Raw genomic sequence first — 21,692 nt, 5'->3', positions numbered from 1 at the left:
GGATATGCTGCACATTGAGCCGTATCGCGACGCTGACCGCCTGCAAACGGCGGCGCTGATCTACGCCGCGTTCTGCGACAAGTTCCAGCGCGCGCGCCGTTTGAGCGCCCGCCGGCAGTGGCGTCTGTTTTATCGGCTGTGGAGCTGGCAGCAAAGCGGCAGCCGGGAGCGTAGCTTCGTAGTGAAACAGGATGAGCAGGTGGTGGCGGCTTTTGCCCTCAATGCGGCCGAGGCAGAGGGCGACGGCGGGCTGCGCCCGCGCGCCTTGCCGATTTGGCGGCTATGCCGCCGCTACGGTTGGCTGAACGTTTGGCGCATGTATCTGCAAATTGTGGTATTGCAGCATACTCCGGCGGCCGATGAGCTGTATCTTTCCTACCTGGCGGTGGCGGAAAACCAGCGCGGCAAAGGGATGGGCAGGCGGCTGTTGCAGTGGATGAACGACTACGCCGCCGGACCGGGCGCAGGGCGGCGCCTGAGCCTGCACGTCAGCCGGCGCAACGTCGATGCGCAGCGCCTGTACCGGCGCTGCGGTTTTCTGGTACGGCGCGAAGAGCACTACGCCTTGCTGGGGGTGCTGTTCGGCCAGGCCGATTGGGTATTGATGGAGAAACGCAACGGGGAGGCGATGTGCGCAAAATAGGGCTGTGCCTCGTGGCGCTGGTTTTGGCGGCGCTTGGCTGGGTGATTTACGTCAACGACTTTCGCTTTGTCACCGAACCGGTCACGGTGACCGCCGGCGGCAACCGGCTGAGCGGCACGCTGGTGCTGCCGGAGCATGCGCCGGTCAAACCCGGCGTGGTGGTGTTCATACACGGCGATGGGCCGGCCAACGCCAGCCGCGACGAAGGCTATTACGGCATTTGGGAGGCGATAGCGCAGCAGGGCTATGCGGTTTTATCCTTCGACAAGCCGGGCGTAGGCGGTTCCAGCGGCAACTGGCTGCATCAGATCATGGCGGATCGCGCGCGGGAAACCGCTGATATCATCGACTGGGCCAGACGGGACGGGCGCTTCGATGCGCGCTGCGTGGGGCTGTGGGGCGCTAGCCAGGCGGGATGGGTGATGCCGGAGGTGGCGCGTTTACGGCCTGACATTGCTTTCACTCTTGCACTCTCGCCGGCGATCAACTGGCTGCGGCAAGGGCGCTATAACACCCGGGCGGCGATGGCGGCGGCAGGGGACGATGAAGCGCAGATCCTGGCGCGCGAGGCGCATTGGCGCCATATCCAGACCCTGCTCGAGCAACCGGACGGCTACGCGCAGTACCGTCGCGAGTCTGGCGCCGCCGCATTGAGCGCCGACCGCTGGCGTTTTATCCGCGCCAACATGGCCAGCGACGCGACGGCGGGATTGCGGCATTTCGCCACGCCGGTGCACCTGATCCTGGGCGGGCGCGACGTCAACGTGGACGCGGACGAAACCGAGCGCGTGTATCGGCAAACGATCCCGGCCTCGCTGCTGACGGTGACGCGCATCGACGAGGCCGATCATGTGATGGTCAAGCCGCTGTTCGCGCGCCATCCGTGGCTGATCAACGTGGTGGGCCTGTTTGCCCCGCGCTCGGTGCAATACGACGCCTACCGGCGGGACGTGGCGGCCTTCCTGGCCGCCCATCCTTGCGGCCAGGGGCGTTAGCCTCAGCTCGCGGCAGGCGGCGGCTCTTCATGCGGCTGCGGCGCGCGGGAGATCTGCATCGCCTGCTGCGGCATGCCGATGCCGGCCCGATCGAAATGGATTTTCACCAGCCGATCGAGGGCGTATTGCACCACCCACTGTTTCAGCGCCTGTGTGCGCACCGTCACGCGGGTGGTGAACGAGCGGTCTCCCAGCGCCACCACGCCGTTGAAGACCGGCTCGCCAATCAGGAAATGCTTCACCTGTTCATCTTGCTTCAGCGCCGCGACGGCCTGATGCAGCACCTCATTGACCCGATCGATGTCCTCGTCGCGGCTGACGGTGTAGTTGGCGCGGTATACCCCGAACTCACGCGCATAGTTGGCCAGCGTGGTGATCGAGGAGTACGGCACGATGTGGTAGACGCCGTAGTCGTCGCGCAGGCCGATCGATCGGATGGTCATGCGCTCCACGGTGCCGGTGATGCCGCTGACGGTGACGTACTCGCCGGTGTTCATGCCGTTTTCGAACTGGATGAACACGCCGGTAATCACGTCTTTCACCAGCGTCTGGGCGCCGAAGCTGATGGCCAGCCCCAGCGCGCCGGCGCCCGCCAGCAGCGGCGCGATGTTCAATCCCACCTGCGACAGCACGATCATCACGGTAATGGTGCTGATAACGATAGCCAGCACGTTGCGAAACAGCGTCAGCAGCGTGCGTTCGCGCGCGCTCGGCCGCACGCCGTTGCTCAGCTCCAGCGCCAGACGGTGCTCGATGATGCTGGCCATCAGCGTCCAGCTGAACACGGCGATCAACAGGATCAGCAGGATATGCACCAGCCCGCCGAGCGTCCGCTGGCCATTTTCGCTGCCCGCCCACTGGTACAGGTTGATCAGGTGCCAGGCATCGAGCAGGAACAGCGTCACCGCCAGCACCACCATCACCCGCAGTATCTTCAGCCCGTTGGGGATGTAGGAGTTGATGCGCCGCTCGAGCATCGGGTAGCGCAGATTGACGTCGGTCGGCAGTGAAATGCGGCGGAAAATCCAGCGGGTCAGCATGCCGGACAGCAGCGCGCCGACGCCGACCACCAACAGGCTTTTCACCGTGGCGCTCATCATAAAGCGCAGGCTGTTGCCGATGTCGAACTGGGACAGTACGAACAACACCAGAAAATAGGCGATCGCCAACAGATGCCAGATATGCCCCAGCCCGCGCAGGATCACGCTGAAAAACGCCATCGATCGTTCGGCCAGCAGGTTGATCTGTTGCTGTATCGGCTTGCGGTTGTGCAGGATCAGCCAAATGGCGTACAGCGTCAGCGCCAGCATCACCACCAGGTTGACGGTGGCGGCGGCCGGGTAGCTTATCTGGACCGCCACCACCGGCACCACCACCATCAGGCCGTAGCCGATCAGGCCGCTGAGCCAGGCGAGGCGCGTGTTCCAGTAGTGCGCGCTCCGGTCGCTGAAGGGGAAGGGGCGCAGATAGTCGAAGCGGGGGGCGAAAATCAGCCGCAGCACCGCCTTGAAAAATTCAATCACCGCGAAGGCGCTGAGAAACAGGGTCTGCAGCCGCAGAATGGTGGCGCTGTCGGCGTGGACGTGGCGGGCGAACAGATTGCCCGCCGCCAGCGCCAGCAGCAGTACCAGCAGATCGATGGCGAAAGCGCCGAGAATGGCGGCGGGGCGTTTATACCACGGGCCGCGCTGTAGCCGCGCATTGTGTCCCCAACTGCCCATGCGTTTGTACAGCGGCGCGATCAGCCGCCGGATCAGGTGGAACAGCGCAAAGGTGACCGCCACCGTCAGCAGAAAGTAGCCCAGCGCGCGGAAAAAGCCGGCAGGATTGAAAACGCGCTTCGGGCCGGAGTCGATCAGCTTTTGCAGCGCGCCGAGCTTTTGGTTAAAGGTGCCGATGCCTTCCTGCGCCAGCGAGTTCAGGCTGTCGCTCAGCGTAGCGGGCGTCGATTCCTCCGGCGTTGCCGGCGCGGCGGCGGGGGCGTCGCCGGCGGTCTGTTTCAGGTGGTTGATGAGTTCCGCGCGCGCTTTGTCGTCTTGCAGCAGATCGGCCAGCGCGGCGTAGGCGGCTTTCTGCTGCTCGCTCTTGTCGGCGGGCGCGGGCGGCGCATTTTGCGCCAGCGCCGGTGGTGCGAAGACGTTCAGGGTCAGCAACAGCAGCAGGAAAAGCAGGTGTTCTCGCAGATGAGAACCTCGTCGGGAGTCTGCGTTTGGCGGCATGGTTCCTCTCTTTGGCGTTCTTTGATCGGCGGATGTAAAAGCAATACGATGAAAAACAATGAATATAGTAGGAAAGGTGGCGCGACGGGGCGTGGGAGAGCGTGCGGAATGAAAGCGGCGGGCGCGTGGTGCGCCCGCCGTTAAACCGCCAGGATCAGGACACGTGCTGCAGGAACTCCTGCAGACGCGGGCTTGGCGGATGATTGATCAGATCGTGCGGATTGCCGTCTTCGGCAATCCGGCCCTTGTCGATAAAGATCAGGCGCGACGCCACTTTTTCGGCAAAGCCGACTTCATGGGTAACGATGACCATCGTCATGCCTTCCTCGGCCAGATCCTGCATCACCTTCAGCACTTCATGGCGCAGCTCCGGATCGAGCGCGGAGGTCGGCTCGTCGAACAGCATCATTTTCGGCTTCACCGCCAGCGCGCGCGCGATCGCCACGCGCTGCTGCTGGCCGCCCGACAGTTCGGATGGGTAATGGTGGGCGCGCTCCGCCAGGCCGACCTTGGCCAGCAGTTCGCGCGCCAGCTTTTCCGCATCGGACTTCTTCGCGCCGCGCACGCGGATCGGGCCGAAGGCGACGTTTTCCAGCGCCGTCAGGTGCGGGAACAGATAGAACTGCTGGAACACCATGCCGGCTTCCTGGCGGATCAGCCGATCGTCCACTTTCGGATCGTTGGCTTTCAGGCCGTCGACGATCAGATCGCCGCTGGTGACTTCTTCCAGCTTGTTGATGCAGCGCAGCAGGGTGGATTTGCCGGAGCCGGACGGCCCGATGATCACCACCACTTCGCCTTTGTCGATCTTCAAATCGATGTTGTGCAGCACCTGGGTTTGGCCAAAATGCTTGGAGACGTTTTTAAATTCAATCACAGGATTTTCATCCTTCTTTCCAGACGACGCAGCACGAAGCTCAGCACCAGGGTAATAATCAGATAGATAACCGCCACGGCGCTCCAGATTTCCAGCGCGCGGAAGTTACCGGCAATAATTTCCTGACCCTGACGGGTCAGCTCCGCCACGCCGATTACGATGAACAGCGAGGTGTCTTTGATGCTGATGATCCACTGGTTGCCCAGCGGCGGCAGCATGCGGCGCAGCGCCAGCGGCATAATGACGTAGCGGATGGTTTCGCGGCGCGACAGGCCGAGCGCCAGGCCGGCCTCGCGGAAACCGTTATGGATAGACAGCACCGCGCCGCGGGTGATTTCCGCGATGTAGGCGCCGGAGTTGATCATGATGGTCACCACCGCCGCGGTGAAAGGATCGATGCGCAAATCGGTGAACGCCATCGGCAAGGCGAAGTAGATGAACATCACCTGCACCACGATCGGCGTGCCGCGGATCACTTCGATAAACACCAACGCGATGTGGTTGGCGATCCAACCGCCGTAGGTGCGGGCAAAGCCGGCGACGAGGCCGATGATCAGGCCGCCAATCAGACCGAGGACCGAAATCCACAGGGTCATTTTGGCGCCCTCTAACAAGATAGGAATGGCGGGCCAGATGGCGCTCCAGTCGAACTGCATGATATTTCTCCCGGTGATCCCAAACGTGGGTATCAGATACAACAAAGCGCAGGGGGTTAAGCGCCCCCTGTGCTTAAGTTAATCGCTTGCCAAATTCACAGCTTACTTAGGTTCGGTGCCGAACCACTTCTTGTAAATCTCGTTATAGGTGCCGTTCTCGCGCAGCGTTTTCAGCGCGCCGTTCACCTTCTCGCGCAGCTCGTCGCTGCCTTTAGGGAAGGCGATGCCATACTGCTGCGCTTCCAGCGAATCGCCGACGGTTTTGAACTTGCCGGCGCCGGCCGTCTTAATGAAGTATAGGATGTTTGGCGTGTCGTGCAGCACCGCGTCGGCGCGCTTGGTGCCCAGTTCCATGTAGGCGTTGTCGATGTTAGGGAACTGACGCAGATCCTTGGTTTTGATGTGCTGCTTGGCATAATCCACCGAGCCGGTGCCGCTCTTCACCGCCACCACTTTGCCGTTCAGATCGTCGATGCTTTTCACGCTGTTGTTGTCGGCGTTGACCATCACCAGCAGGCCGCTCTTGTAGTAGCCGTCGGAGAAATCGATGGCTTTCTTGCGCTCATCGGTGATGGTGATGCCGGCCAGCGCCAGATCGACGTTTTTGGTCTGCAGCGCCGGAATGATGCCGCCGAAGTCCATCGGTTTCAGGGTGTAGTCCAACTTCAGCTCTTTGGCGACCGCGGCCCACAGGTCGATGTCGAAGCCGACGTATTTGTCGCCTTGCTTGAACTCAAAAGGAACGAAAGCGGTGTCGGTGGCGACCACCAGTTTGTCTGCTGCGTGGGAACTTACGGCAAAGGCCAGAGAGAGTGCGGCCAGGGAGACTTTAAAAATCGACTTCATGAGAGGAATTCCTGTACAGGTTGCGGATTACCCATTTTTTATATTGCAGTTGGTGCCATGAAAAAATCGTGCCATGTTTTCAACTAATATAAAAACAAAGAGTTACTGCGTGATGTTGTGCCATGACGGCGAATTGTTATGGTTATGCACCACAATGAGGCACCGAAATGGTGCGTAAGAATTATCTTGGTGCACGGGGCTATCATTAACCAAATTTTGGCTGTGAAACAACCGTTCTTTAACATTTTTGCTTCAATATTGATAACTAACTCTAACTTTCATGATCCATTGACGGTGCAAGGGTGACTGCGAGAGGGGCAAAAGGGGAGCAGATAATGCTAACGCAACTGGCTGTCTTTGCTGCCGCGCCGGTTGTACAGGCTGGTGGCCGCGTGTTTTTTGTCTTGTTCGGCCTGACAGGCGACGCAAAAACGCACGCCCTTCAGCGCCTTGCGGCGCGCCTCGGGGATCGGTTCTCCGCATTCCTGGCAATAGCGTTCGCTCTCGCCGTGCCCGAGCGCTTCACGCGCGCGCTGCACCGCATCGTCGACGGTGGAATCAATCTGATCTTGTACGGCGCCGTCCGCCGCCCAGCCGCTGGCCATCATCACCTCCTGACAAGGAAACCCTACCGTTTAATATGGGCCGTTTTTTGTACAATGCAACGGTCGCGCAAAAGAAAACAGGCCGGGCAAAGCCCAGCCTGCGCTGCCCGGAACGACGGGCGATCTGCAACGCTTTCGCGTTATTCGATATTGGATTCGATGAACCACAGGAATTTGTCCAGATCGCGCGAGGCGGCGGTGAACATATCGGCGGTGTCTTCGTCTTCCACTTCGGTAATGGCTTTGCGGATGTCATTCGCGACCGCGCCGTAGCGATCGGCCAGCGCTTTCAGGTGCTCTTGCACGCTGTGGATATTGGTCGGGTAGCTTTTCAGCGGCGTGCGATCGTTGACCACCTGTACGGTGCCCAGCGCCACGCCTCCCAGCTGCACCACGCGCTCGGCGAAGGTGTCCTGATGCTCGATGATGGCGGTGCGGAAGCCGTCCAGCATTTCATGCACCGCGATGAAGTTCGCGCCGCGCATGTTCCAGTGCGCCTGTTTGGTGATCAACGAAAGATCGATGAATTGCACGACCTGATGGTTCAGCGCCTTGATGGCGGCCAGTTTAACTTTTTCGTCCAGATCGTTACGGGTATACAGCAGATCAGAAGATTTCGTTTTCACCAGTTTAGCGGTACTCATATCAGATATCCTCTTGATTAGTCGTTGTCCTATTTCGTTACGGGATTAATTATAGCAGGGATGTTTATTTTTGCCGCACGAAAATGGCTATTGCACAAATAGGGGGGGCCTAATGACAATATTTTTATTTGGTTTTTGTCTATTGTGTAATTTTATGAATTTTATTGTTATTTTGTTTTTTATTATTATTTTTTTCAGTGACAATTTATCCCCGTTATCTTATTTTCTGCGGGCGCGCAGGTTTGGTTAAATATCCACTTTGTTATCGTGGTGTTAATGCCAAGCCTATTCAGATTGATAGGCGTAATTGATACGGCTAAAGTATGGAAATTATCCCAGTCTTTATTGGCGAGTGATGAAAATTAACGTCGTCGGCACCAGCGGCAGCGGTAAAAGCACCCTGGCGCGTCAACTGGCGGAACGTCTTGACGTTCCCTATATCGAGATGGACAGACTCTATTGGCGGCCCGAGTGGCAGGGGACGCCCGATGGCGCGTTTCTGGCGCGGCTTGAGCAGACGCTGGCCGAAGCGGGAGGAGGCTGGGTGCTGGACGGCAACTACAGCCGCACGCAACCGATCAAGTGGCGCGAGGTCGATTATATCCTGTGGCTGGACTACGGCTTCTGCCGCACGCTGTGGCAGGCCGTGCGCCGCGCGTGCCGACGCGCGGCCAGCAAAAGCGAGCTGTGGCCGGGCACCGGCAATCGGGAAAGTTTCCGCCGTTCTTTCTTTAGCCGCGAGTCGATCGTGCTGTGGACGATCCGCACTTACTCGAAGAACCGGCGAAAATACCTGGCGGAGATGGCCCGTACCGATATAGGGGGCCGTTTCAAGCGCTTGCGCTCTCCCCGCCAGGCCGCCGATTTTCTACGGACGCTGCCGCAGGCTCACAGCAGCAGGCGGTGATGGATCCTCACCACCGCTTTCTTGATGTGCTGCGGCCGCTGCCACAGGCAGCCGGTCTTATGCGGTTCCATCTGGAAAAAGATCGCGAACATGCCGTGCGTCATGTGAAGGGTTTGCGGGTGGCGTTTGATGTCCAGCAGCAGCAGATCGCTATTTTCTGCATGCGGATGTTCGCGATGCCCGTCGCCCGCCAGGCCGTATTCGATGCGTTCTTCGCCGCTGATCAGCAGATGCAGCGCGATGTACTCCTGATGCATTTCGGCGCGCTTCTCCGCCGCCGGCGCGGTGGTCAGCGTCATCACGTCCATAAAGATGTTGTCGCCGTCGATCGGGTGATGGCCCAGCGCCAGTTCGGGCAGGTCGCATCGGCGCAACTCGGTCAGGGTTGAAACCAGCGCCGGCGCGAGTCCGCGGCCGAAGCGTGGGTTGAACAGGCTGTTGTGAATCACTGTTATTCTCCATGTGAGCGAAAGTCCAAAGAGCCTGCGATACAGGCTAAGGGGAAGTATGCCGATTTGTCACGAGGAAAACAGTTAACCCGCCTGCATTCCGGCGTTGCGGACGGCAGGCGAGTCAGGCGATCAGGAAAGGCTTTCGAGGCGCGGTTTGGGGCGAATGGTCAGGGCGGAACCCATGGAGGCGGCGATAATCGCCGCCAGCGCCAACCATTGCACGCCGCTCAGGTGTTCGCCGAGGAACAGCATGCCGGACAGCGCCGCCATCGCCGGCTCCAGGCTCATTAAGGTGCCGAAAGTGCGCGCCGGAATTTTGGGCAGCGCGATGATCTCCAGCGAATAAGGCAGCGCGGTGGAGAGGATCGCCACCGCCAGCGCCACCGGCAGAATATCGAGGTTGAACAGCACGCTGCCGGTTTGCCAGGCGCCGATCGGGCAGAACACCAGCGCAGCGATCAACGAACCGAGCGCCACCGTGCCGGGGCCGTGATCGCCGCCGGCCTTTTGGCCGAAAATGATATAGACCGCCCAGCAGGCGCCGGCGCCGAGCGCACAGGCGGCGCCGAACGGATCGATCCCGCCTACGCCGTGGCCGAGCGGCAACAGGAACCACAACCCGGCGATCGCCAGCGCCACCCAGAGAAAGTCGATCGGCCGCCGCGACGAGAACATGGCCACCGCCAACGGGCCGGTAAACTCCAGCGCCACGGCGATGCCGAGCGGCACGGTGCGCAGCGAAAGGTAGAACAGGTAGTTCATCGCGCCGAGCGACAGGCCGTAAATCAGCAGTGGCAAGCGGCTGCCGGCGACGATGCGCATACGCCACGGGCGGAAGATAATGAACAGAATCAGGGTGCCGATGAAAAGACGCAGCGTCGTAATGCCTTCCGCGCCCACGATCGGGAACAGGCTTTTGGCCAACGAGGCACCGCTTTGGATAGACACCATGGCGATGATTAACAGACAGATGGGCAGCAGCGCGGAGGGCGCTCTGCCGGAAGTAGATAACGACATCCTTAACGGGCCTTTTTTGCGCCGTTCCTCAGCCTTGAGAAAACGGTCGAAACGGGGATGCGAGCAGTGTAAATGAAATGGCGAAAATCTGTCTGAGAAAAGCGCGCATCGCGGTGAAATCCGCCGATCCTCGGATGAGATGTGGCGAATTTGGTCAAAAAGTGCGCTTTTTCTTAAGAATTATCTGGATATTAAATTGGTGATTTTTGTCACAGAAAGCCGTAGAATACGGCCGAAAATAGAGCGAAAAGAAGCAGATACACTGTTCTTGAAATCTTCTGTTACACGATATAAAGCATTAGACACTCATTTCAAGGCAGAGTTTCACGCTAATTTTTGTTATATTTTCAAAGCATGAACAAATGGATGTACTTAATAATAAAACGCGTTTGAGGTGGTTATGAAAAAAATTGCATGTCTTTCCGCAGTAGCAGCTTGCGTATTAGCAGTTAGCGCAGGTACCGCATTCGCTGGTCAGAGCACCGTATCCGCTGGCTATGCGCAGGGTGATCTCCAAGGCGTTGCTAACAAGGCCAACGGTTTCAACCTGAAATACCGTTACGAGTTCGACAACAACCCACTGGGTGTGATCGGCTCCTTCACCCACCTGGAAAAAAATCGTTCTGAAAGCGGTTTCTACAAGAAATCTCAGTACGATTCCATCACCGCAGGTCCAGCTTACCGCTTCAACGACTGGGCGAGCATCTACGGTGTGATCGGTGTTGGCTACGGCAAAAACATCGACAACGCCCAGGCTGGCGGTAACAAAGGTGGCAACAGCGACTACGGCTTCACCTACGGTGCAGGTCTGCAGTTCAACCCAATCGAAAACGTTGCCCTGGACGTTGGCTACGAGCAGAGCCGCATCCGCAGCGTGGACGTTGGCAGCTGGAACGTTGGCGTAGGCTACCGCTTCTAAGATTTCTTCATGCCTGCGGGCGTGAATGCGCGGCACAGGTTGCCGCGCGGATAAAAAATCCGCCTTCGGGCGGATTTTTTTTATCTGTCATTAGCCGCTGCGCCCCGTAGGCTGCGTCGAAAAGCGCGCGCTGCGGGCATCGCGCTCATAGCCTTGCGGCTCGGTCAGTAAACCGTACAGCTCGGGGCGGCGTCCGTAAATCCAGCGGCGTCCGGTACTGAGCGGGATCAGCGTCAGATCGAGATCGGCACTGACCAGCCGGTCTTCCGCCGCCCAGGTCTCCGCTACGATGCGGCCGTAGGGATCGAGGATCATCGCATTGCCGGTGCGTACCTCATCGTCATCGCGGCCCACGCCGTTGCTGAATAACAAAAACAGCCCGTTGTCATGAGCGCGCGAGGGCAGCCAGCGCATCAGCCAGCCGCGGCCGTGTTCGCCGCGAAAGGCGGCCTCTATCGCCTGCGGATCTTCCGCTCGCCGCTGCCACAGCGCCTGTGGGATCGGCTTCATGCCGTGCGGGCTGCGCGAATGGGTGCCGCCGGTCTGGTGCGGGGCCATCAACACCTCCGCGCCCAGCAGCGCCGTCGCGCGCACATTCTCCACCAGATTGTTGTCCCAACAGATCAATACGCCCACGCGCACGCCCCAGGGAGTGTCGAACACCGTATAGCGATCGCCGCTGGCGATAGCCGGGTGTTCGAAGGCGTGCAGTTTACGGTGCACATGCAGCGCGCCGTCCGGCAGGCATACGGCGTAGGCGTTGTAGCAACGGCCGTCGTCGCCCAGTTCGATCAGCCCGACGCCGATCGCCATATTGTAACGCTCAGCCAGCGGGCGAATGCGCGCCAGCGAAGGGCTGGACGCGATCGGTTCCGCCAGCGCCCGCACTTCGGCGGCGGACAGATGGCGCACGTGCCAATAGCCGGTGATACACATTTCCGGGAAGGCCAGCAGCTGTACCTGCTGCTCGGCCGCCTGAGCGATAAAGCGCTCGATAGTCGACAGGTTGTAATTCTTATCGTTGGCGCGATGCTGGAATTGCACCGTGGCGGCGCGTAATGAGATGGTCATGGTGTCTCTCCGATTAGGGTCTGCGTTGATTACAGCAGGTGGTTTGATTACTGTATAATCAATTAAATTCCCTATTCGATAACCTAATGGAATGGATATAAAACAACTGCGCGCCCTGGTGGCGCTGGCTGAACAGGGCAACTATCGGCAGGCGGCGAGCCGGCTATGCATCAGCCAACCGGCGCTGAGCAAGCAAATTCAGGCGCTGGAAACCCAGCTCGGCGTTCGAGTGTTCGAGCGTGGCCGACAGGGGGCGGTGCTCACCGCCGGCGGGCAGCGGCTCTACCCGGAAGCGCAGGCGCTGGTGGAGCAGTACCAGCAGTTTCAGCGGCGCGCGCGGCGGGTGGCGCTCGGGGAAGCGGGGCGGCTGGCGCTGGGGTTTGGCCTTTCCAGCTTTCATCTGGCGCCGCAGCTGGTGGCAGCCTTTCGCCAACGGTTTCCCGAGGTGGCGATCGGCCTGGAGGACTTGCCGTCGGAACGCCAGTATCAGCTGTTGCTGCAGGGAGAGTTGCAGGCGGGGTTCGTGCGCTTGCCGGTCAATACGCCGCTGTGCGGCGTGGCATTGCTGAGCGATCGGTTGGTGCTGGCCGCGCCGGGCGCGCTGGCGCTGCGCGCCGACGATCTGATGGCGCGTTTCAATCAGCTGCCGCTGTTGCAGTTGACTCCCAAACGCGGGCGCGGGCTGAGCGATCAGTCGCTGCGGTTTATCGCCGCCCACCGGTTGACGCCGAACGTGGTGCAGCAGGCCGGCGATATCCAGACGTTGCTGGCGCTGGTTGCCGCCGGCGTCGGTGTCGCGCTGCTGCCGCACAGCATCACGCATATCGCGCCGGCCGGCATCGACATTTTACCGCTGAGCGGCGAGGAGACGGAGTGGCAGGTCGGTATCGCCTGGGATCCGCAGCGCGCCGATGCGCTGCGGGACAACTTCATTCAGACGGCGCTGGCGGCGCAACGCACTTAGGCATTCAAAGCGGGCAATGCATCACCACGATCGGGCTCTGGTGATACTCGCTGCGGTGGCTTTCGCTAAAGCCGACTTTTTTCGCCAGCGCCAGCGAAGCCTGGTTTTCCGGTGAGATGATGCAGACGGTTTGCTTGCCAGGCAGGTGCGTTTTACCCCAGGCCAGCGCCGCCCGCAGCGCCTCGGTGGCGTAGCCTTTGCCGTGCGCCGAGCTCACCAGCGTCCAGCCCATTTCCGGCGCGTCGAGCGCCGGGGTGATGTCGCGCAGGAAGTTGGAGAAGCCGATGCTGCCGAGATACTCGCCGCTCTGTTTGTCACGCACCGCCCAATACCCGTATCCCAACAGCGCCCAGTGGCCGACGTAGCGCATCAGGCGCCCCCAGGAGTCTTCCCGGCCGCGCGGCGTGCCGCCGATATAGCGCACCACCAGCGGATCGGCCCACAGAGCGGCCAGCGAGTCGAAGTCGTCCAGCGTGTGCGCGTCCAGCCGCAGGCGTTCGGTGATAAGCGTTGGCGCGGTGTTGATTACGGTCATGTTGCTGCTCCTGCACAGGGTGAAAGGCGATGAAAAACAACGGCGTTCAGTATGCCAGAGAAATCACACCGCCAGCCACAACAGCCAGGTGAACAGAAAGCCGCTCAGGCCGAGCAGGGTGGTCAGCACCGTCCAGGTCTTCAGGCCGTCGGCCACCGACAGCCCCAGATAGCGCGTGACGATCCAAAAACCGGAGTCGTTGACGTGGGAAAGCCCCAGCCCGCCAAAACAGGTCGCCAGCGTCACCAGCACCAGCTGCAGCTGATTCAACCCGCTGACCGCTTCCGACAACAGGCCGCCGGTGGTCAGGATCGCCACGGTGGCGGAACCCTGCGAAGCGCGCAGCGCCAGCGAAATGATAAACGCGGCGGGCACCAGCGGCAGGCCGATGGCCGTCAGCACTTCGGCCAGCGCCTTGCCGACGCCGGATTCCACCAGCACCTTGCCGAACACGCCGCCCGCGCCGGTCACCAGGATCACCACCGCGGCGGTTGGCAGCGCGGCGCCCATCACGTCACCGGCGTGTTGCAGGCTCCAGCCGCGGCGCAGCGCCAGGAAGTAGAAGGCCAGCAGCAGGGCTATCATCAGCGCCACCGCTGGCGACCCCAGCAACGACAGCGCATCGCGCAGCGCCGAGCCTGCCGGCAACAGCGTGGCGGAGACGGTGCCGAGCATGATGATGGCGATCGGGATGACAATCAGCGCCGCCACCAGGCCAGCGCCGGGCGGGTTGATGCGATCGCTGAGCGGCGCTCGCCCTTCCGGCCGCGGCTCCGGCGCCGCCAGCTGCAGCTGTTCCAGCACCTCTATCGATAACGGATAGGTTTTGCGGTTGAGGTAGTTGGCGGCGAAATAGCCGATCGCGCCGACCGGAATACAGATCGCGAGGCCGATGATGGTCAGCCAACCGATGTCGGCGTTGAGCAGGCCGGCGGCGGCGACCGGGCCGGGGTGCGGCGGCAGCGCGACGTGTACCGTTAACATCACGCCGGCCATCGGCAGGCCGAACTTCAGCGGCGACACTTTGGCGACCTTGGCGAAGCCGTAAATAATCGGCGCCAGAATGATAAAGCCGACGTCGAAGAATACCGGAATGCCGAGGATAAATGCGGCGAGGGTCAGCGCGGCGACGGTATGTTTCGGCCCCAGCCCCTGGCTGAAACGTTGCGCCAGCGACTCGGCGCCGCCCGAGTGTTCGATCATGCGCCCGAGCATCGCCCCCAGACCGATGATGATGGTTACCGAGCCGAGCACGCCGCCCATCCCGGCGGTCATCACTTTCATCACTTCACCGGTCGGAATGCCGCTGGCCAACGCCACCAGCAGACTGACCACCAACAGCGCGACAAAGGGTTGTACCTTCGCCTTGATCACCATCAATAACAGCAGCACCACGCCGAGTACGGCAATCAGCAACAGCAGAGAGGTAGACATGAAAAAAGCCTTTCGTTGGGTAAGCGTTGGGCACCGCGATCGCCGCGTGGCGATACGGGTGCGTTTCATTGTTATAAAATCGTTTTCCTGGTGTCGGCGTGCGACGTTAGCGGTAAGGCTTCAGCCAGCCGAGCCCGGCGGCGGTGTCGCCGCGCGGCCGGTATTCGCAACCGATCCAGCCCTGATAGCCGAGCGCATCCAGCCTGTCGAACAACCACGGGTAATTCAGTTCACCCTCGTCCGGTTCGTGACGATCCGGCACTGAGGCTATCTGGATATGCGCGTAGCGCCCGGCCAGCGTCTCCAGCAGCCCGCTGATATTGCCGTCCACTAACTGCGCGTGGAAAAAGTCGAACTGAATGAACACGTTCGGTCTCTCGATCGCCGTCACCACCTCCGCCGCCTGATGTTGACTGGCGAACAGGTAGTCGGGCTTGACCGGTGGGCTGAGCGCTTCGATCAGCACCTTGACGCCGTGCGGGGCGAAGGCGTCGGCGGCATAGCGCGCATTGGCGATAAAGGTGTCGAGATAACGTTGCCGATCCGCGCCCGCGGGCACCACGCCGGCCATCAGGTGCACGCAGGGACAGGAAAGGGCGATGGCGTAGGCCAGCGCGCGATCGATATCAGCGCGCGCATCTTGCTCGCGGCCCGGCAGCGCCGCCAGCCCCCATTCGCCGGCGGCGACATCGCCGGGCGCGGTATTGAACAGCACCTGTTGCAGGCCGTGTTCGCGCCGCTTTTCGGCCAACAGCTCGGCGGGATGCTCGTAAGGGAACAGGAATTCCACCGCGCTGAAGCCCTGTGCGGCAGCGGCAGCGAAGCGCTCTAGGAACGGCACTTCGTTAAACATCATCGATAAATTGGCGGCAAATTTAGGCATGGGTCAGCTCCGTAATTCGGCAATTTCATCATCGGTCAAATAGCGGATCGGACGATCGCCGAGGGTGAAGATCAGCCGCGCCGCATCTTCCATCTCTTCGGTATTGTCCGCCGCCGCTCGCAGGTCTTTACCGGTCACCACCGGCCCGTGGTTGGCCAGTAAAAAGGCGCGGTGGGCCGGCGCCAGGCGCGCCAGATCCTGCGCCAGCCTTTCGTCGCCAGGGCGATAGTAGGGCACCACCGGCACCTTGCCGACGCGCATCACCACATAGGGGGTGAACGGTTTGATGGCGTTGTCGACGTCCAGCCCTTGCAGGCAAGAGAGCGCCGTGAGGTAGGTGCAATGCAGGTGCACCACTGCTTTGCATTCCGGATTGTTCAGATACAGCGCTCGGTGAAAGCTGATCTCTTTCGACGGCTTGTCGCCGGACAGCCAATCGCCGTTCAGGCTCACTTTAGACAGGCGATCGGCCTGCAGCTCGCCCAGGCAAGAGCCGGTCGGCGTCGCCAGCAGCGCCCCGTCCGGCAGCAACAGCGAGAGGTTGCCGGCGGAACCGGTGGCGTAGCCGCGTTGGAAAAATGAGGCGCCGAGGCGCACCATCTCTTCACGCGCTTGCTGTTCGGTCGTCATGCTCATACTGGAAACTCCGTTTGCGCGCGTGAGAAGAAGGCTTCATCGCCAAAATTGCCTGATTTCAGCGCCAGGGAAATCGCCCGATCGCTGGCGCGCACCCAGGGAACGCCGGGGGAAATGCCGGGGCCGATATGGAAGCCGCGAATGCCCAGCGCCTGCGTGACCACGCCGGAGGTTTCTCCGCCGGCGACGATAAAGCGGCTGAATCCCAACTGGCGCAGTTGCACCACCAATTCGGCGAACAGCGCTTCCACCGCTTCGCTGGCGGCGGCGCCGTGCTGCCGTTGCGTTTGCTGCAGCGCTTCCGGTGGCGCAGTGGCGTAGATCAGCGGGGCAAGCGCTTCCCCGGCGTGATGCTGCGCCCAGTGCGCCAACTCGGCGGCGTAGGCGGCGCGTGCCTGTGGTTCGAGGCAACGGCTGATATCGATGGCCTGCGCCGAAGCGCGCTCGCGGTAGTGCGCCACCTGCCGGTTAGTCATCACAGAACACGAGCCCGACAGCACTGCTGCCTTTTCCCCCTGCGGCGCGCCGGCTGCCTCAGCCGCACGATCGCCGCTTTGCGCCCATTGCCGCGCCAGGCCGATCGCCAGGCCCGAACCGCCGGTCACCAGCTTCATCGTTTTCAACGCTTCACCCTGAATGAGCAGATGCCGCTCGTTGAGCGTATCCAGCACCGCGTAGCGCACGCCTTCCTGCGCCAGTTGGCGCAGCTTCTCGCTGACCGCCTCGGCGCCGCGATCCATTTCCGCCGCCGTCACCAGCCCGCAACGCCCGGCGGCCTGGGATTCCATCAGGCGCAGCAGGTTGCTGTCGGTCATCGGCGTGACCGGGTGATGACGCATGCCGGATTCAGACAACAGCTGTTCCCCGACGAACAGGTGGCCCTGATAGACCGTGCGGCCGTTTACCGGCAACGCCGGTGAGACAACCGTGAAATTTTCCCCCAGCGCGGTGAGCAGGGCGTCGGTCACCGGGCCGATATTGCCCTGTGCGGTGCTGTCGAAAGTGGAGCAGTATTTGAAGTAGAACTGGCCGCAGCCCTGTTTTTGCAACCAGGCCAGCGCCTGCAACGACAGTTCGACCGCCTGTTCTGCCAGGCAGGAACGCGATTTCAGGCTGATGACCGCCGCCTGTGCGTTTACCTGCGTTTCGTCCTGCGGCACGCCGTTCAGCTGCACCGTCGGCAGGCCGTTTTGCACCAGAAAACTGGCGATGTCGGTCGCGCCGGTAAAGTCATCCGCGATTACGCCAAGCAGCATCAGAGCGCCTCCTTTTTTTGCGGCAGATCGATGCCGGCAAAGATTTTGATTACCGCACTGTCGTCTTCTTTACCGTAACCGGCGTTGCTGGCGGCGGTAAACATGGTGAAAGCGGTGGAGGCCAGCGGCAGCGGGAAGTGCAGCGCCCTGGCGGTATCCGCCACCAGCCCCAGATCCTTGACGAAGATATCCACCGCCGATTTGGGCGTATAGTCGCCGTCGACCACGTGGCGCATGCGATTTTCGAACATCCAGGAGTTGCCGGCGGCGTGGGTGACCACGTCGTACATCACGTCCAGCGGGATGCCGGCGCGGGCGGCCAGCGCCATGGCTTCCGCTCCGGCGGCGATGTGCACGCCGGCCAACAGCTGGTGGATGATTTTTACCGTCGCGCCCAGACCGATGGTCTCGCCGATGCGGTAAACCTTGCCGGCGATGGCGTTCAGCACGGGTTGCAGACGCTCGAAGGTGGCGTCGGCGCCGGCGGCCATCACCGTCATCTGGCCTTCCTCCGCCTTGGCCGCCCCGCCGGAAACCGGCGCGTCCAGCATCGCCAGGCCGTAGTCCAGCAGCCGTTGCTCGATCTGTTTGGCGTCATCGGCGGAAATGGTCGAAGACACCATCACCGCCGTGCCCGGCTTGAGCTGTGGCGCCAGGCCTTGCTCGCCGAACAGGATTTGCTTCACCTGCGCGGCGTTCACCACCAGCAGCAGCACGGCGTCCAGCTCGGCGGCGAAGTCGCGCGCGCTGGTAGACGCTTGTTGCGCGCCGGCCTGTTGCAGCGCCGCCAGCGCCTGCGGATTGAGATCGGCGCCGTAGGTGGTCAATCCGGCGCGGAGGCATGAACGCGCGGCGCCCATGCCCATCGCCCCCAGCCCGATGACGCAAACGGCATAATTCCCTGGGTGTGTCATACTGCACTCCTGTTAATTTTAGTGATAATTTGTTTTGTTGTGTTAAATGTAAGCGCTTGTCGGCCGATTATCCGCGATCGTTATCACAATAATTAACAATGTGTGAAACGGATTTTTCGTCTGATTTCTGGCCTGAATCAACATTACTATTATGTTTTTAAATAAGTTTATGTTTACCTGGCCTAACTGCGTGCGCCGTCACGCCGCGAAAATTTAGGGCTATCGGCGAACGAAAATTGACGTAAAATCACAATTATTATCACCGCAGCAACGAGAGGGAACCGTGATACCTGTAGAACGCCATCAACAAATTCTTGCGCTGGTATCCGAACGCGGCGTCGTCAGCATTGCCGAGCTGACCGAACGGCTGGGGGTGTCGCACATGACGATCCGCCGTGATTTGCAAAAACTGGAGGAACAGGGCGCGGTGCAGTCGGTCTCGGGCGGCGTACAGGCGCCCGAGCGGGTGGCGAGCGAACCTTCGCACCAGGCCAAAGAGGGGATGTTCAGCCGGCAGAAAATCGCCATTGGCCGGCTGGCGGCGCGACAAATTCCCGCCAACAGCTGTATCTATCTGGATGCCGGCACCACCACGCTGGCGCTGGCGAAACAGATCGGAGAACGTGACGATTTGACGGTGGTGACCAACGACTTTGTCATCGCCGGGTTCCTGATAGAGCATAGCCAGTGCCGAATCATCCACACCGGCGGCACCGTGTGCCGGGAAAACCGTTCCTGCGTCGGCGAGGCGGCGGCGCAGGCGCTGCGCGGTCTGTTTATCGATCTGGCGTTCATCTCCGCCTCTTCGTGGGGCATGCGCGGCCTGTCGACGCCGAACGAAGACAAGGTGATGGTGAAGAAGGCCATCGTCGAGGCCAGCCGCCGCCGCATTCTGCTCAGCGATACGTCCAAATACGGCAAGGTCGCGACCTACCTGGCGCTGCCGATCGCCGCCTTTGACGCCGTCATTACCGACGAGGGGTTGCCCGCCGCCGCGCGGGAGGCCATTGAGCAAGCGGGGATTGCATTGCTGACGGCGGGAGAAGAGGAATAAGAACGAAGCGTAATCAGGATGAAAGTTCGGTATCGATGCCACGTGTGGGCGGTTCACTGGCTTCAACGCCGCCGCGTTCACGCCATTCGCGGCGCCTTTGTTCCCACCACTCTTCGTGGAAAGCTTGCATCTCTTTCAGGCGCTGTTCCTTAACGTGCTGCTGGTAAGTGTGGGATGCTATGGGGGTTACGCGGGATTTCGATGACATAGAGGCCGTCCTTTATAAACTCTATTTTGTATAAATAATGCCCTTTGTGGGCGTATTTTTTCAACAATAAATCATAAATTTTAGCTAATGCTGGCCTTAACGGTGCGCTTAAGATGAGCCTGGCATGATACTGATAGGCAAACTTGAGAAGGGTTTCCCCGATGCCAACTACGAATAAGCGTTCGCGTTGGAAAAGGGTATAACGCATTGCGGTATAGGTATCGAAAGCTGAGCGCCGATGCCTGTTTGCGTCGCTCAACGCCTTAACATCATAAAACTCCAGAGAGAAAGCATTATTGAGGAGAGCAGTGTCCACATACACTGGGGCAAACCAATGGTGCATGTTTTGCCCAATTTTCTTGAAATCCAAATGATAGATGGCCGTTTTACCATCATCTTTACTTACTGCAATCTGATACCTGTATGTGTCTGCTACCTCTGTGTGTGACTCCCTCACATCAATCTCCATGATAAAATCCTTTTTACTATTATTTTTCCTATAGTTATCCCCATTGTGACAAACAGATTATTAACCGCGACGGAGAGGCTCCTCCAGCCGCCGATGAGGCTTATGCGCAGCGCCGCGCAAAACTAAATGCCGCTGAACCAGTTGTAGCCCTGATCTTCCCAGTAGCCGCCCGGATTGACGTCGCTGACGAAGATCGCGGCGATATGTTTGGCGTTTTTGAACCCCAACTTGGTTGGCACGCGCAGCCGCAGCGGGTAGCCATAGTCCGCCGGCAGCGCCTTGCCGCCGAAATCCAGCGCCAGGATGGTCTGCGGGTGCAGCGCGGTGGCCATGTCGAGGCTGGCGTAGTAGCGATCGGCGCATTTGAAGCCGACGTAACCGGCATTCAGATCCGCGCCGACGTGCTGCAGAAAGGTGCGCAGCGGCACGCCTCCCCATTGGCCAATGGCGCTCCAGCCCTCAATGCAGATCAGGCGCGTGATCTGGCTTTGCTGCGGCAGCCGCTGCAGCTGTTCCAGCGTCCAGGGCGCTTTTTTCTCCACTTTCCCCGCGACCTCAAGCCGATAGCCGGCGAGATCGATCTCGGGGACGTTGTATTCCGGGTAAAATGCGTTAAAGGGGAAAGGGTGGGTGATCTGGTCCGGCCGGTAAGTTTGCGCCAACCGGTGGCCGCTGAACAGCCAGGCCTGCACCCGGTCGTTCCAGCGCGACATGGCCCACAGCACTTTATCCACCCGATCGCCGGCTTGCAGGTTGCAACCGGTAAGCATGGCGATGCCGCCCAGCGTCAGGCCGGAACGCAGCATCAGGCGGCGCTGCAGATTGACCAACTGCTTTTTTTGGTCCGGTTCCAGTTTTGGCGCGGTTGCCCGCGGTTTTTTCTCATTCATGTTTGCCACCCGTTATCATCGCCCACAGCGTTTTGGGCACGACGATCACCATGAAGACGTGGATCGCCACAAACAGGCCGATGCCGGCCATGGCGAAGAAATGCACGTAGCGCGCGAAGTCGAAGCCGCCAAACAGCGCGACCAATCCCTGCAGCTGAACCGGTTTCCAAATCGCCAGGCCGGACAGCACCAGCAATAGGCCCAGCGCCAGTACGCCGAGGTACATCAGTTTCTGAATGGCGTTATAGTGGCCATGCCGGTGGCGCAGGCGCAGCGTCAACGCCAGCCAGATATCCTGCCGCAGCGCGCCGATGCGAAGCGGCAACAGATCGCGGCGAAAATGACCGCTGAACAGGCTCCACAGCAGATAGCAGACGGCGTTGAGCGCCAATAGCCACATCACCGCCAAATGCCAACCAATCGCGCCGCCCAGCCAACCGCCCAGCGTCATCTGCGGCGGAAAGCGGAAATCGAACAGCGGCGAGGCGTTGTAGATTTCCCAACCGCTCATGAACATGCACACCATGGCGAACAGGTTGATCCAATGAGTGATGCGAACCGGCCTGCGATGCACCGGCGGCGACGCGTTGGTCTTCAT

At 60.6% G+C, this 21,692-nt stretch carries 24 protein-coding genes; 6 read left to right on the top strand and 18 right to left on the bottom strand.

From position 1 onward, the window contains the following. The first annotated feature begins 4 nt into the window (after positions 1–4). Complete coding sequence (locus AC2CGQ_RS12315; protein WP_277496272.1) at positions 5–643, top strand: GNAT family N-acetyltransferase; 639 nt, start codon at positions 5–7, stop codon at positions 641–643. After that, the gene (locus AC2CGQ_RS12310; RefSeq protein ID WP_484593683.1) at positions 631–1,638 is read left to right on the top strand and encodes an alpha/beta hydrolase family protein; all 1,008 of its coding nucleotides are present in this window, start codon (positions 631–633) and stop codon (positions 1,636–1,638) included. The genes AC2CGQ_RS12315 and AC2CGQ_RS12310 overlap by 13 nt, the downstream gene beginning before the upstream one ends. 2 nt (positions 1,639–1,640) lie before the next feature. On the opposite strand, the gene ybiO is transcribed toward AC2CGQ_RS12310, so the two are convergent. The 6 genes from ybiO to dps form a co-directional block, all read right to left on the bottom strand. Continuing rightward, positions 1,641–3,857, bottom strand: a complete 2,217-nt coding sequence (ybiO, locus tag AC2CGQ_RS12305) for a mechanosensitive channel protein (RefSeq protein ID WP_053091211.1) — start codon at positions 3,855–3,857, stop codon at positions 1,641–1,643. Positions 3,858–4,011: 154 nt separating this feature from the next. Next, positions 4,012–4,734, bottom strand: a complete 723-nt coding sequence (gene glnQ, locus AC2CGQ_RS12300; RefSeq protein ID WP_004939230.1) for a glutamine ABC transporter ATP-binding protein GlnQ — start codon at positions 4,732–4,734, stop codon at positions 4,012–4,014. Then, positions 4,731–5,390, bottom strand: a complete 660-nt coding sequence (gene glnP / locus AC2CGQ_RS12295) for a glutamine ABC transporter permease GlnP (protein WP_004939229.1) — start codon at positions 5,388–5,390, stop codon at positions 4,731–4,733. Before glnP ends, glnQ begins: the two co-directional genes overlap by 4 nt. 102 nt (positions 5,391–5,492) lie before the next feature. Then, positions 5,493–6,236: a glutamine ABC transporter substrate-binding protein GlnH gene (gene glnH, locus AC2CGQ_RS12290; RefSeq protein WP_004939223.1), complete on the bottom strand. Its 744-nt coding sequence runs from the start codon at positions 6,234–6,236 to the stop codon at positions 5,493–5,495. Between the two features lie 338 nt (positions 6,237–6,574). Beyond that, on the bottom strand, positions 6,575–6,841 hold the full coding sequence (locus AC2CGQ_RS12285; protein ID WP_015377155.1) for a DksA/TraR family C4-type zinc finger protein: 267 nt from the start codon (positions 6,839–6,841) through the stop codon (positions 6,575–6,577). A gap of 140 nt (positions 6,842–6,981) precedes the next feature. Then, on the bottom strand, positions 6,982–7,485 hold the full coding sequence (gene dps, locus AC2CGQ_RS12280; RefSeq protein ID WP_004939215.1) for a DNA starvation/stationary phase protection protein Dps: 504 nt from the start codon (positions 7,483–7,485) through the stop codon (positions 6,982–6,984). Positions 7,486–7,840: 355 nt separating this feature from the next. Here dps and AC2CGQ_RS12275 point away from each other — a divergent pair, with 355 nt between their 5' ends. Next, positions 7,841–8,392, top strand: coding sequence for a P-loop NTPase family protein (locus AC2CGQ_RS12275; RefSeq protein ID WP_131164492.1), 552 nt, complete (start codon positions 7,841–7,843; stop codon positions 8,390–8,392). On the opposite strand, the gene nanQ is transcribed toward AC2CGQ_RS12275, so the two are convergent. Both nanQ and rhtA read right to left on the bottom strand, forming a co-directional pair. Then, on the bottom strand, positions 8,374–8,841 hold the full coding sequence (nanQ, locus tag AC2CGQ_RS12270) for an N-acetylneuraminate anomerase (RefSeq protein ID WP_015377157.1): 468 nt from the start codon (positions 8,839–8,841) through the stop codon (positions 8,374–8,376). The genes AC2CGQ_RS12275 and nanQ overlap by 19 nt on opposite strands. Before the next feature lie 132 nt (positions 8,842–8,973). Then, positions 8,974–9,861: a threonine/homoserine exporter RhtA gene (gene rhtA / locus AC2CGQ_RS12265; protein ID WP_004939202.1), complete on the bottom strand. Its 888-nt coding sequence runs from the start codon at positions 9,859–9,861 to the stop codon at positions 8,974–8,976. A gap of 400 nt (positions 9,862–10,261) precedes the next feature. Here rhtA and ompX point away from each other — a divergent pair, with 400 nt between their 5' ends. Further along, a complete protein-coding gene (ompX, locus tag AC2CGQ_RS12260; RefSeq protein ID WP_004939201.1) occupies positions 10,262–10,780 on the top strand; it encodes an outer membrane protein OmpX in 519 nt (172 codons plus the stop codon). Positions 10,781–10,870: 90 nt separating this feature from the next. On the opposite strand, the gene AC2CGQ_RS12255 is transcribed toward ompX, so the two are convergent. Next, positions 10,871–11,851, bottom strand: a complete 981-nt coding sequence (locus tag AC2CGQ_RS12255; RefSeq protein ID WP_015377158.1) for a nitrilase family protein — start codon at positions 11,849–11,851, stop codon at positions 10,871–10,873. A gap of 91 nt (positions 11,852–11,942) precedes the next feature. Here AC2CGQ_RS12255 and AC2CGQ_RS12250 point away from each other — a divergent pair, with 91 nt between their 5' ends. Further along, positions 11,943–12,815 (top strand): LysR family transcriptional regulator, encoded by an 873-nt coding sequence (locus tag AC2CGQ_RS12250; protein ID WP_021504266.1) that lies wholly within the window; start codon positions 11,943–11,945, stop codon positions 12,813–12,815. A gap of 4 nt (positions 12,816–12,819) precedes the next feature. On the opposite strand, the gene AC2CGQ_RS12245 is transcribed toward AC2CGQ_RS12250, so the two are convergent. From AC2CGQ_RS12245 to ltnD, 6 genes are all read right to left on the bottom strand, one after another. Then, positions 12,820–13,350 (bottom strand): GNAT family N-acetyltransferase, encoded by a 531-nt coding sequence (locus AC2CGQ_RS12245; RefSeq protein ID WP_099981698.1) that lies wholly within the window; start codon positions 13,348–13,350, stop codon positions 12,820–12,822. 63 nt (positions 13,351–13,413) lie between these two features. After that, on the bottom strand, positions 13,414–14,784 hold the full coding sequence (locus tag AC2CGQ_RS12240) for a GntP family transporter (protein ID WP_015377160.1): 1,371 nt from the start codon (positions 14,782–14,784) through the stop codon (positions 13,414–13,416). Between the two features lie 106 nt (positions 14,785–14,890). Then, positions 14,891–15,667 (bottom strand): 2-oxo-tetronate isomerase, encoded by a 777-nt coding sequence (gene otnI / locus AC2CGQ_RS12235; RefSeq protein WP_099981697.1) that lies wholly within the window; start codon positions 15,665–15,667, stop codon positions 14,891–14,893. A gap of 3 nt (positions 15,668–15,670) precedes the next feature. After that, complete coding sequence (gene otnC / locus AC2CGQ_RS12230) at positions 15,671–16,303, bottom strand: 3-oxo-tetronate 4-phosphate decarboxylase (protein WP_015377162.1); 633 nt, start codon at positions 16,301–16,303, stop codon at positions 15,671–15,673. Next, positions 16,300–17,559 carry a 3-oxo-tetronate kinase gene (gene otnK, locus AC2CGQ_RS12225; RefSeq protein WP_080497485.1) on the bottom strand — a complete coding sequence of 420 codons (1,260 nt, stop codon included), beginning with the start codon at positions 17,557–17,559 and terminating at the stop codon, positions 16,300–16,302. The genes otnC and otnK overlap by 4 nt, the downstream gene beginning before the upstream one ends. Continuing rightward, complete coding sequence (gene ltnD / locus AC2CGQ_RS12220) at positions 17,559–18,473, bottom strand: L-threonate dehydrogenase (RefSeq protein ID WP_031299813.1); 915 nt, start codon at positions 18,471–18,473, stop codon at positions 17,559–17,561. The genes otnK and ltnD overlap by 1 nt, the downstream gene beginning before the upstream one ends. A gap of 283 nt (positions 18,474–18,756) precedes the next feature. Between ltnD and ygbI the strand changes: the two genes are divergently transcribed. After that, positions 18,757–19,527, top strand: a complete 771-nt coding sequence (gene ygbI / locus AC2CGQ_RS12215; RefSeq protein WP_103085776.1) for a DNA-binding transcriptional repressor YgbI — start codon at positions 18,757–18,759, stop codon at positions 19,525–19,527. A 149-nt stretch (positions 19,528–19,676) separates the two neighbouring features. On the opposite strand, the gene AC2CGQ_RS12210 is transcribed toward ygbI, so the two are convergent. The 3 genes from AC2CGQ_RS12210 to AC2CGQ_RS12200 all read right to left on the bottom strand — a co-directional run bounded on the left by AC2CGQ_RS12210 (position 19,677) and on the right by AC2CGQ_RS12200 (position 21,692). Then, positions 19,677–20,204: a hypothetical protein gene (locus AC2CGQ_RS12210; RefSeq protein ID WP_103085775.1), complete on the bottom strand. Its 528-nt coding sequence runs from the start codon at positions 20,202–20,204 to the stop codon at positions 19,677–19,679. Positions 20,205–20,326: 122 nt separating this feature from the next. Further along, positions 20,327–21,094: a molybdopterin-dependent oxidoreductase gene (locus AC2CGQ_RS12205; RefSeq protein WP_484593682.1), complete on the bottom strand. Its 768-nt coding sequence runs from the start codon at positions 21,092–21,094 to the stop codon at positions 20,327–20,329. Next, a complete protein-coding gene (locus AC2CGQ_RS12200; protein WP_099981694.1) occupies positions 21,087–21,692 on the bottom strand; it encodes a cytochrome b/b6 domain-containing protein in 606 nt (201 codons plus the stop codon). Before AC2CGQ_RS12200 ends, AC2CGQ_RS12205 begins: the two co-directional genes overlap by 8 nt.

This window comes from Serratia sp. DFXYC6 (assembly GCF_057196085.1).
The sequence above is the reverse complement of the archived record's forward strand: the minus strand, read 5'-3'. Positions and strand labels throughout refer to the sequence as shown.

Bases quoted from the DNA above. Each gene is read 5' to 3' on its own strand.
- AC2CGQ_RS12245 (WP_099981698.1), bottom strand. From the start codon at position 13,350: ATGACCGTAATCAACACCGCGCCAACGCTTATCACCGAACGCCTGCGG.
- ltnD (WP_031299813.1), bottom strand. From the start codon at position 18,473: ATGACACACCCAGGGAATTATGCCGTTTGCGTCATCGGGCTGGGGGCG.
- AC2CGQ_RS12200 (WP_099981694.1), bottom strand. From the start codon at position 21,692: ATGAAGACCAACGCGTCGCCGCCGGTGCATCGCAGGCCGGTTCGCATC.
- dps (WP_004939215.1), bottom strand. From the start codon at position 7,485: ATGAGTACCGCTAAACTGGTGAAAACGAAATCTTCTGATCTGCTGTAT.
- glnP (WP_004939229.1), bottom strand. From the start codon at position 5,390: ATGCAGTTCGACTGGAGCGCCATCTGGCCCGCCATTCCTATCTTGTTA.
- AC2CGQ_RS12205 (WP_484593682.1), bottom strand. From the start codon at position 21,094: ATGAATGAGAAAAAACCGCGGGCAACCGCGCCAAAACTGGAACCGGAC.
- ompX (WP_004939201.1), top strand. From the start codon at position 10,262: ATGAAAAAAATTGCATGTCTTTCCGCAGTAGCAGCTTGCGTATTAGCA.
- glnH (WP_004939223.1), bottom strand. From the start codon at position 6,236: ATGAAGTCGATTTTTAAAGTCTCCCTGGCCGCACTCTCTCTGGCCTTT.
- otnC (WP_015377162.1), bottom strand. From the start codon at position 16,303: ATGAGCATGACGACCGAACAGCAAGCGCGTGAAGAGATGGTGCGCCTC.
- AC2CGQ_RS12240 (WP_015377160.1), bottom strand. From the start codon at position 14,784: ATGTCTACCTCTCTGCTGTTGCTGATTGCCGTACTCGGCGTGGTGCTG.
- otnI (WP_099981697.1), bottom strand. From the start codon at position 15,667: ATGCCTAAATTTGCCGCCAATTTATCGATGATGTTTAACGAAGTGCCG.
- AC2CGQ_RS12275 (WP_131164492.1), top strand. From the start codon at position 7,841: ATGAAAATTAACGTCGTCGGCACCAGCGGCAGCGGTAAAAGCACCCTG.
- AC2CGQ_RS12285 (WP_015377155.1), bottom strand. From the start codon at position 6,841: ATGGCCAGCGGCTGGGCGGCGGACGGCGCCGTACAAGATCAGATTGAT.
- AC2CGQ_RS12255 (WP_015377158.1), bottom strand. From the start codon at position 11,851: ATGACCATCTCATTACGCGCCGCCACGGTGCAATTCCAGCATCGCGCC.
- AC2CGQ_RS12250 (WP_021504266.1), top strand. From the start codon at position 11,943: ATGGATATAAAACAACTGCGCGCCCTGGTGGCGCTGGCTGAACAGGGC.
- rhtA (WP_004939202.1), bottom strand. From the start codon at position 9,861: ATGTCGTTATCTACTTCCGGCAGAGCGCCCTCCGCGCTGCTGCCCATC.
- AC2CGQ_RS12315 (WP_277496272.1), top strand. From the start codon at position 5: ATGCTGCACATTGAGCCGTATCGCGACGCTGACCGCCTGCAAACGGCG.
- ybiO (WP_053091211.1), bottom strand. From the start codon at position 3,857: ATGCCGCCAAACGCAGACTCCCGACGAGGTTCTCATCTGCGAGAACAC.
- AC2CGQ_RS12210 (WP_103085775.1), bottom strand. From the start codon at position 20,204: ATGGAGATTGATGTGAGGGAGTCACACACAGAGGTAGCAGACACATAC.
- otnK (WP_080497485.1), bottom strand. From the start codon at position 17,559: ATGCTGCTTGGCGTAATCGCGGATGACTTTACCGGCGCGACCGACATC.